The following is a 9990-nucleotide window of genomic DNA, read 5'->3' on the forward strand; positions in this document are numbered from 1 at the left end:
TCATTCTTGGACGGGTAAATCAAATTATTGAGTAGAACGCTCAAGTGCCAAAAGCATGATTTACCCGTTAAGGGATATGTCAAAAAGGATATTTTATGACCACTTCAAGCCAGCATGAAGACGCACAATCGTCGCCCCATGAGCTTCAGCGAAAATTATCGAACCGCCATTTACAATTAATCGCCATTGGTGGTGCGATCGGAACAGGACTCTTTATGGGGTCCGGAAAAACCATTTCTCTAGCAGGACCTTCAATTCTCATCATTTATATGATTATTGGCGGTATGTTCTTTTTCCTGATGCGTGCATTAGGTGAAATCTTATTATCGAATTTGCACTATAAATCATTTATTGATATGGCTCATGATTTAATCGGGCCGGGGGCAGGTTATTATATTGGATGGTCTTATTGGTTAGGCTGGATTTTGGTGGGTATCGCAGATTTAGCCGCCATTATTAACTATTTAGGCTTTTGGTTACCGCCAGACATGACCTTCACCCCAATGGGACAGGCACTGATTAGTGCAGGCTGTGTGCTCTTTGTTTTGGGAATTAATCTACTTACCGTTAAATTATTTGGTGAAATTGAATTTTGGTTTGCACTGATTAAAATTTTAGCCATTATTGGTTTGATTTTTATTGGTGGCTTTATGGTGTTCACTCACTATCAAGCACCGGGTGGCTCAATCGCAAGTTTTAGTAATGTTTGGTCTCATGGCGGCATGTTCCCTAAAGGTGGCGAAGGCTTCTTGGCTGGTTTCCAAATCGCACTGTTTGCCTTTGTCGGTGTCGAATTGATTGGTACGATGGCTGCTGAAACCAAAGATCCTGAAAAGAATCTACCGAAAGCGGTCAATGCTATTCCAACACGAATAATCTTATTTTATGTTCTCGCATTATTTATTGTGATGTCTGTGACACCATGGACAGAAATTCCAGCAGATCAAAGCCCATTTGTATCCTTGTTCTTGCATGCAGGTATTCCAGTTTCAGCCATTATTATGAACTTGGTGGTCTTGTCTTCAGTACTTTCTTCAATGAATAGTGGTGTGTTTTCAACCAGTCGTATGTTGTTTGGTTTAGCCAAAGAAGGACAAGCACCAACTAAGTTGGCTGAACTTTCTGCGCGTGCTGTTCCTGCGAAAGGCCTCGTATTCTCTTGCGCTTTTATTATGAGTGGTGCGGCATTACAGTATTTTGTTCCGAACACCATAGAAGCGTTTACCTTGGCCAGCTCTCTGTGTGTGATTTTGTTTATTAGTATTTGGAGCTTAATTATGGTGTGTTATTTACGCTATAGAAAGTTGAATCCAGAGCTACATACGAAATCAACCTTTAAAATGCCGGGTGGTATATGGATGTCCTACATTGTTTTGGCATTCCTATTGTTTACGCTAGTGATCTTAAGCTTAGAGCCAGATACGTTAAAAGCATTAATTATTAGCCCATTATGGTTGGTTATTTTGGCGGTAACGTATCACATTCTGTATAAGCCACGCATGAAAAAGCTGAACAAAAAGCTTTAGTCATGATTTGAATTTAAAAAGGGCTGATGTATCAACATCAGCCCTTTTTTATTGAGCTATGCTCAGAATATAAAAATAACGCTTCTTAATTTTGATCAAAAATTAAATGCAATTATATGATCATTATTATTTAATAGAACACTTTGAAAATAAGAACAGTTTGGATGCGAAATTATAAAATTGATGTATTACGTGGAATCTCCATACTTTTAGTTTTATTCCACCATTTTAATATTCCTTATAAACTGCATGATACATTTTTAGGCGTAGATATCTTTGGAGAAAGCTTGAGTACTTTAATTGCCCGCAATGGTAATTATGGCGTGACGATGTTCTTTGTTATTTCAGGTTTTTTAATTACCCAACACACATTACAACGCAGTGCTTCACTCGCTCAAATCAATCTTAAAGACTTCTACATTCGCCGTATTGCGCGCATTGTGCCATGTTTGGTTTTATTGGTTGTAGTGGTGACTATTCTCGGAAGTTTTGGTTTAAAGCCATTTTTAAATCAAGCACCGAATGATATTGAAGTGTCCTATGGCTTAACAGTGTTTTCAGCTTTTAGTTTTTGGATGAATATTCTGATTATTCAATATGGCTGGGTTAATTATGCGCTTGGTGTGTTGTGGTCACTATCGGTAGAAGAAGTTTTTTATTTGGTTTTTCCAATGCTCTGTTTGCTATTGGGGCGTGGTAAAGGCTTTATTTTGTTTTTATTGGCCGTGATTTGTTATGCACCGTATTTTCGTGCATTACATTTTGCTGAGGAAAGTGGCGCATATCTTTATCATTATTTCTCCAGTTTTGATGGGATCGCAATAGGCTGTTTAACTGCTTTAATGGTACAAAGGTTTCAATTGAATAGAAAAATGAATCAGTCTGTCATTCTTTTTATTTCTTTATTGATGATTGGTCTTTATTTATATGCACCGATTAAAGAAGTAAGCACGTGGGGAATCAGCATTTTTGCATTGTTATCCGCAGTGTTAATTTTTTGTTTTGCACAAAACCCTCAAGCAGTAGCTCAATCGAAAATGTCTAAAGCGATGCTCTGGATCGGGCAACGCAGTTATGAAATGTATTTGTTTCATTTAATTGTTTTGGGCTTGATTAAAGTTTTCTATTTTCCAAAACAAACCTTGCCAACCGAAAAATTAATATTGTTGCCCGTATTCTTTATCGGGACTTTTATTTTGAGTTGGGCAATTGAAAAATATTATTCAGCCCCATTGAATTTAAAAATTCGAACAATATTGATTAAATCTGAACGTAAATAAAAATTTTCCTGTGATTTTGTAGCGCTGAATTGGCAGCAGGGTATTGCCTTAGTTTGCAAAGAAAACAAAAGATAATAAAAAAAGCCTCGAATCATTCGAGGCTTTTAAAAACTTTCTGGATTAAAACTGCGGCTTAACCACCACCAAAATGATCACTGCAACTAAAATCAGGGTTGGCATTTCATTAAAAAAACGCCAGAACTTATGCGATTTATAATGTGCATTGCCAATCAGTTTTTTACGGTAATAACCACAAACAAAGTGGTAAATCACCAACAAACCAACCAAGCCAACTTTGAGGTAAAACCATAGCGCTTCATGATAGTGGCGCGTTGCATCGCCCCAATCGACCAAAAAGTGCGCCGTGATGAGCGTGGCAATCATAGATGGCCACATAATGCCGCGGTACAACTTACGTTCCATGATTTCGAAACGCTGATGACTGACGGCATCATCACTCATGGCATGGTAAACATATAAACGTGGTAAGTAGAACAAAGCAGCGAACCAGCAGACCACAGCAATAATATGTAATGCTTTTACCCACAAGAAAGCATCAGAAGGTGCATCCATCGAAAATCCTATTAGGGATTATGCATCCCATTTCTTGAAAACGAGGCAGGCGTTTACACCGCCAAAGCCAAAACTGTTACTCATCACAGTATTCAATTTTGCGTCACGTTTTTCAAGTACGATGTCATAACCTTTTGTACCTTCATCAAGCTCAGTCACATTGATGTTTGGTGCAATAAAGTCATTTTGCATCATTAGGATCGAATAAATTGCTTCTTGTACACCCGCAGCACCTAAGCTATGACCTGTCATCGATTTAGTCGAACTAAGCGGTGGTACATGACCTTCACCAAAAGCACGGCCCATAGCTTGCAGTTCAGTAATATCGCCTGCTGGGGTAGATGTACCATGAGTATTTACATAATCAATGCTATCTACACCATGTTGTTTGGCTTCTTCTAAGGCCATAAGGATACAACGTGTTGCACCTTCACCACTTGGCGCAACCATATCTGCACCATCACTATTTGCAGCATAGCCAACAACTTCAGCCAAAATAGTTGCACCGCGAGCTTGCGCATGTTCAAGTGATTCAAGCACCACGAAACCGCCACCACCGGCAATCACAAAACCATCACGGTCAGCAGAATAAGGACGAGAAGCTGTTTCAGGTGTGTCATTGTATTTAGAGCAAAGCGCGCCCATTGCATCAAACAATAAACTTTGTGACCAGTGATCTTCTTCACCGCCACCCGCCAGCATTAAATCCTGTTTGCCTAATTGAATTAGGTTGTAGGCATAGCCAATGGCATCGGCAGACGTTGCACAGGCGCTAGTAATGGTATGTGCAATGCCTTGCATTTTGAAGGCAACACCGACGTTGGCTGTAATGGTGTTAGACATGTTGCGTGGCACAAAGAACGGGCCAACTTTACGTGCGCCTTTGGTGTCCAGTAGCTCTTTCATTTCCATCACAGAGGCTGTAGAGCCGCCACCTGAACCACCAGCAATGCCGTAGCGCGGGTTGCCACCAATCTGTTCTGCGGTCAGACCAGCATGTTGAACAGCCGCCAATGCTGCGTTATAGGCATACATTGCACATACGCCCATAAAGCGCTTTAAGCGGCGGTCAATGCCGTCAAAGTTCTGTTCAGCAGCTGCGCTGATATGGCTTTTAAAATTCATTTCCGCATAAATGGGGTTAAAACGTGTTCCCGAAATCCCGTTTTGCAAAGAGTGAGTGACATCTTCCAATGTATTACCAATGCATGAGTTAATGCCCATACCAGTGATTACAACACGTTTCATCTACAGATCCCTTTATGGTGAGATTGAGGCATGCCTTGCGGGCGCTGGAATCAGCAGCCGGTGGCACGCAGCTCATATTTTTGAATTGCAATCATGATAGCAGAAAGAATTTTGAATTCTTATGGCAAATATTATGCCTATTTCCCTGTCTGTGGATTTGTGAAACAACCACAAAGCAATTAACTAAAACACACACATTAATATTGAGATAAACTTAGACTATGCCTAGTATTTATCAATAATTGTAAGAATCAAAAATGAGGATAAAGAATGACAGATAGTAATAATAAACATTCACATAGTTTCTTCTCAAATGCCTTTGGAGTGGCTAAAAAGATCAGTACAACTGGAATGGGTGTGCTGAGCCATGTCGCTTCAGACAGGGTGACGAAGGCGATGCACCCTTCACGAGGTGTTCAGGCGTTTGAGGGAAGTGCAGGTCATATGAGTTCATTTGAATCGTCGAAATATGAGAATCCTCAACAAATGTTGCGTGAGTATTTGCCCAATGTTTCTAAACAATTATTGGGTCGTCAATATAATAAAGTGAATCGTGTTGCCAATTTTGTGTCCCCAGAATTTTCAGATAAATTATCAGACTATTTTTTTGATCATCTGAATCAATTTACCTCGGATTTAAGCTCTGTCGATCTGGTGCTTGATCAAGCAGGCGCACGAGATTTAGAAGAACTGACTCAAGATGTTGATCGTTCCAAGCGAATTAGCCAAGCATTGGCAGAACAAAATAAATGGATTGCATCGTTGCAAGGTGCTGTAACTGGTGCGACAGGCGTCATCGGTTCAGCGATTGATGTTCCGCTGTCCTTAGTGATGTCTTTACGCATGATTTATCAAGTTGGACGTGCTTATGGTTTTGAACTGAATAAAGAAACCGAACAAGATATTGTTCAGTTTGTTTTTAAACAAATTGATTTGGGCATGATTGCAGAGAAACAAAGTATATTGATGGCGTTAAAAGCTTTATCAAATATGTTGCAAACACATGACATTTCTCAATTCCAACAAATATTGGGTTCAAGTAATGATATTGAGTCGCTAAAAAAATGGTTGGTCAATGAAAATGGTGAAATGAAATGGGATTGGTTGAATCATATTCCTAAAGTTTCACTGCTGGGTAAATTGACCCCCGTTGTTGGTGCAAGCATTGGTGCAGCATATAGTTGGAAATTGGTTGAAGATGTAAATCAGAAAGCACAACAAATATTTTCCCATGCACGAAGTTATTTACAGCAGCATCAGGGTGTCGAGTTGTCGGCTATAGCCGCTTATGAAAAATCATTAGAATTATTGGCGCAAGCAACGCCAAAATTATTAGATCATTTTGCTAAAGTGGATGTGGTTGCAAGTGACATTAAATTAGATCAGGAAATAAAGATTGATAACCATCAGACCATTTCTAAAGTGACCATTAAAAAGAAAACAGACTCTCTAAAAGTAGATGAAACTGAAAAAAGTCAAAAAGTTCAACAGGGTTTGGAGCAGTTGGCGGAACAAATGCTTGAGCAACACGAATATGTAGAACCTCAAAAACCAGCAATCTCTGTAGAAGAATTTGAGTTGGATGAATATGCAGTAGACGATAATGGTGTAGCAGAGGAGGGTGATCAGTCTGCCTCCATTCAACCTCAAGCAAATGATGAACCTGTCGCTGTAAAGAAAAAAGTTACAAAAAAGAAATCATAAAAGCACAGCATGAAGTCTGGTAAGTGCTTTCAAACGGTCTAAATACAAGGAAATGGTCAATATTTGACATCACCTCGAATATTGACCATTTTTCTATCTTCGCTTACAATTGCGTGCCCTCGAAAAGTAGTATTTTTTTGAGGCTTTTTATTAACGGGAGATTTGCCAAATGGCAACAACAAATCAGTTGATCCGTAAGGGTCGTACGACTTTGATTGAAAAATCAAAAGTTCCTGCGTTGAAGGCTTGTCCACAACGTCGTGGTGTTTGTACACGTGTTTACACTACTACACCTAAAAAACCTAACTCAGCAATGCGTAAAGTTTGCCGTGTTCGCTTAACTTCAGGTTTTGAAGTATCAAGCTATATCGGTGGTGAAGGCCATAACTTACAAGAGCACAGTGTTGTTCTTATCCGTGGTGGTCGTGTTAAAGACTTACCAGGTGTACGTTACCATACCGTTCGTGGTTCTTTAGACTGCGCTGGTGTTAAAGATCGTAACCAGTCTCGTTCTAAATACGGTACTAAACGTCCTAAGAAATAATCTTTTAAGATCATTTTCTTAAGAACGTAGAACCGCAATCCTTTATCGTCTCGCTTGTCTGATTTCTGCATTTAATTTTGTGAAATTCAAGCGACGTGTAGTAAGGCCAGCGAACAGTACATGACACTTTGTACTCATGCTGGATAAACCTGAAGTGTCATATTTATAGGTGTATTAAAATGCCAAGACGTCGCGTAGTCGCTGCCCGTGAAATCCTTCCGGATCCTAAGTTCGGCAGCCAAACAATCGCTAAATTCATGAACCACGTAATGCAAGATGGTAAAAAATCTATTGCTGAAAGTATCGTTTACGGTGCTTTAGACCGCGTTCAAGAAAAAAGTAAAGTAGACCCAGTTGAATTTTTCGAGACTACTCTTGAAAAAGTTCGTCCTATGGTCGAAGTAAAAGCACGCCGTGTTGGTGGTGCTACTTATCAAGTGCCTATGGAAGTACGCCCATCCCGTCGTACTGCCTTAGCTATGCGCTGGTTAGTAGATGCTGCTGCTAAGCGTTCTGAAAAAACTATGGCTTTACGTCTTGCTGGTGAGTTGCTTGATGCAGCTGAAGGTAAAGGCTCAGCTATTAAAAAACGTGAAGATGTGCATCGTATGGCTGAAGCCAACAAAGCATTCTCTCACTACCGTTTCTAAGCGGATAAAACAGCCCCTAGTCAGGAGGGTGGTGAGTCAGTTTCACTGAATTGTCATCGAATCGCTTTAAGTTGCTATGCAGCTTAAAGCGTCCTGTTTTAAACAACAAAATTTAGGAATGCAAGAAATCATGGCTCGTCAAACCCCAATTTCTCGTTACCGTAACATTGGTATTTCAGCTCATATTGATGCTGGTAAAACCACGACTACTGAACGTATTTTGTTCTACACAGGTGTATCTCACAAAATTGGTGAAGTACATGATGGTGCAGCAACAATGGACTGGATGGAACAAGAGCAAGAACGTGGTATTACAATCACTTCAGCTGCTACTACTTGTTTCTGGTCTGGTATGGGTAAACAATTCCCAGAACACCGTGTAAACGTAATTGACACACCAGGACACGTTGACTTCACAATCGAAGTTGAGCGTTCTATGCGTGTTCTTGACGGTGCATGCATGGTTTACTGTGCTGTAGGTGGTGTACAACCACAGTCAGAAACTGTATGGCGTCAAGCAAATAAATATAAAGTGCCTCGTTTAGCATTCGTGAACAAGATGGACCGTACTGGTGCAAACTTCTTCCGTGTTGTTGAACAAATGAAGACACGTTTAGGTGCACACCCTGTACCTGTAGTAATTCCAATTGGTGCTGAAGATACATTCGCAGGTGTTGTTGACCTAGTTGAAATGAAAGCAATCATTTGGGATGAAGCATCTCAAGGTATGCAGTTTGAATATGGTGATATTCCTGCAGATCTTCAAGAGCTTGCTGAAGAATGGCGCACTAACATGGTTGAAGCTGCGGCTGAAGCTAATGAAGAATTGATGGATGAATACCTAAACAATGGTGACTTGTCGAAAGAACAAATCATTGCGGGTATTCGTGCACAGACTTTGGCTTGCCAAATTCAGCCAATGCTTTGTGGTACAGCGTTCAAAAACAAAGGTGTTCAACGTATGTTGGATGCTGTGATTGAATTCTTACCATCACCTACAGAAGTTAAGCCTATCGAAGGTATCCTTGACGACAAAGCTGAAACTAAAGCGATTCGTGAAGCATCTGACGAAGCTCCGTTCTCTGCACTTGCATTCAAAATCATGAATGACAAGTTCGTAGGTAACTTAACTTTCGTACGTGTTTATTCTGGTGTGCTTAAACAAGGCGACCCAGTATATAACCCAGTTAAAGGTAAACGTGAACGTATTGGCCGTATCGTGCAAATGCACGCAAACGATCGTCAAGACGTTGAAGAAATCCGCGCTGGTGATATCGCTGCATGTGTAGGTCTTAAAGACGTTACCACTGGTGATACACTATGTGATGAGAAAAACGTCATTACTTTAGAGCGTATGGAATTCCCTGAGCCAGTAATTTCTTTAGCTGTAGAGCCTAAGACAAAAGCTGACCAAGAAAAAATGTCTATCGCTTTAGGTCGTTTGGCTAAAGAAGATCCATCGTTCCGTGTTCGCACAGACGAAGAATCTGGTCAAACGATTATTGCTGGTATGGGTGAGCTTCACCTTGACATCCTTGTTGACCGTATGAAGCGTGAATTTGGTGTTGAAGCGAACATTGGTAAACCAATGGTTGCTTACCGCGAAACAATTAAAAAGACTGTTGAGCAAGAAGGCAAATTCGTACGTCAAACAGGTGGTAAAGGTAAATTCGGTCATGTATATGTTCGTTTAGAACCTATGAATGTCGAAGAAGCTGGTAAAGAATACGTATTCGCTGAAGAAGTTGTTGGCGGTACTGTACCTAAAGAATTCTTTGGTGCGGTAGACAAAGGTATTCAAGAACGTATGAAAAATGGTGTATTGGCTGGTTACCCTGTTGTGGGTATCAAAGCGACATTATTTGATGGTTCTTACCATGATGTCGATTCTGACGAATTATCGTTCAAAATGGCAGGTTCTTATGCCTTCCGTGATGGTTTCATGAAAGCGGATCCTATCCTTCTTGAACCAATCATGAAAGTTGAAGTAGAAACTCCAGAAGACTACATGGGCGATATCATGGGTGACTTAAACCGTCGTCGTGGTATGGTTCAGGGTATGGAAGACTTACCTGGTGGTACTAAAGCAATTAAAGCTGAAGTTCCATTGGCTGAGATGTTTGGTTACGCAACGTCTATGCGTTCTATGTCTCAAGGTCGTGCGACCTACTCTATGGAATTTGCTAAATATGCTGAAACTCCACGTAACGTGGCTGAAGGCATCATTTCTAAGTTCCAATCTGGCGGTAAAAAAGGTGACGACGAGTAATCTTTCGATTACTATAAGCCCAAACTAATTCATAGTTAAAAACCAAGTGCTCATGGGTTAACCCCCATGAGTAGTTTAAAAAGGAAGATCTCATGGCTAAGGCTAAGTTTGAACGTAATAAGCCACACGTAAACGTGGGCACAATTGGTCACGTTGACCATGGTAAAACAACTTTAACTGCTGCGATTGCAACAAT

General features: G+C 40.4%; 9 protein-coding genes. 7 read left to right on the plus strand and 2 right to left on the minus strand.

All coding sequences use genetic code 11. The features are described 5' to 3' along the window. Positions 1 to 95 precede the first annotated feature (95 nt). Entirely contained in the window at positions 96 to 1526 is a 1431-nt protein-coding gene (locus BLV99_RS11595; protein WP_092690796.1) for an amino acid permease, read from the plus strand. A gap of 164 nt (positions 1527 to 1690) precedes the next feature. After that, positions 1691 to 2806: an acyltransferase family protein gene (locus BLV99_RS11600; RefSeq protein ID WP_092690799.1), complete on the plus strand. Its 1116-nt coding sequence runs from the start codon at positions 1691 to 1693 to the stop codon at positions 2804 to 2806. A gap of 120 nt (positions 2807 to 2926) precedes the next feature. Here the strand turns inward: BLV99_RS11600 and hemJ are convergent, their stop codons facing one another. After that, positions 2927 to 3379, minus strand: coding sequence for a protoporphyrinogen oxidase HemJ (hemJ, locus tag BLV99_RS11605; RefSeq protein WP_086185890.1), 453 nt, complete (start codon positions 3377 to 3379; stop codon positions 2927 to 2929). 18 nt (positions 3380 to 3397) lie between these two features. Next, positions 3398 to 4627: a beta-ketoacyl synthase N-terminal-like domain-containing protein gene (locus tag BLV99_RS11610; protein WP_086185891.1), complete on the minus strand. Its 1230-nt coding sequence runs from the start codon at positions 4625 to 4627 to the stop codon at positions 3398 to 3400. 270 nt (positions 4628 to 4897) lie between these two features. Here BLV99_RS11610 and BLV99_RS11615 point away from each other — a divergent pair, with 270 nt between their 5' ends. From BLV99_RS11615 to BLV99_RS11635, 5 genes are all read left to right on the plus strand, one after another. After that, the gene (locus BLV99_RS11615) at positions 4898 to 6331 is read left to right on the plus strand and encodes an EcsC family protein (protein WP_092690805.1); all 1434 of its coding nucleotides are present in this window, start codon (positions 4898 to 4900) and stop codon (positions 6329 to 6331) included. A 169-nt stretch (positions 6332 to 6500) separates the two neighbouring features. Further along, entirely contained in the window at positions 6501 to 6875 is a 375-nt protein-coding gene (gene rpsL, locus BLV99_RS11620) for a 30S ribosomal protein S12 (RefSeq protein WP_004648013.1), read from the plus strand. A gap of 179 nt (positions 6876 to 7054) precedes the next feature. Beyond that, complete coding sequence (gene rpsG / locus BLV99_RS11625; RefSeq protein ID WP_004648014.1) at positions 7055 to 7525, plus strand: 30S ribosomal protein S7; 471 nt, start codon at positions 7055 to 7057, stop codon at positions 7523 to 7525. 130 nt (positions 7526 to 7655) lie between these two features. Continuing rightward, positions 7656 to 9794: an elongation factor G gene (gene fusA / locus BLV99_RS11630; protein ID WP_086185893.1), complete on the plus strand. Its 2139-nt coding sequence runs from the start codon at positions 7656 to 7658 to the stop codon at positions 9792 to 9794. A gap of 92 nt (positions 9795 to 9886) precedes the next feature. Continuing rightward, the coding region (locus BLV99_RS11635) for a GTP-binding protein (RefSeq protein ID WP_022575158.1) at positions 9887 to 9990 on the plus strand (104 nt) is incomplete at its 3' end.

Origin of the sequence: Acinetobacter kyonggiensis (assembly GCF_900107285.1) — a bacterium.
Taxonomy (GTDB): domain Bacteria; phylum Pseudomonadota; class Gammaproteobacteria; order Pseudomonadales; family Moraxellaceae; genus Acinetobacter; species Acinetobacter kyonggiensis.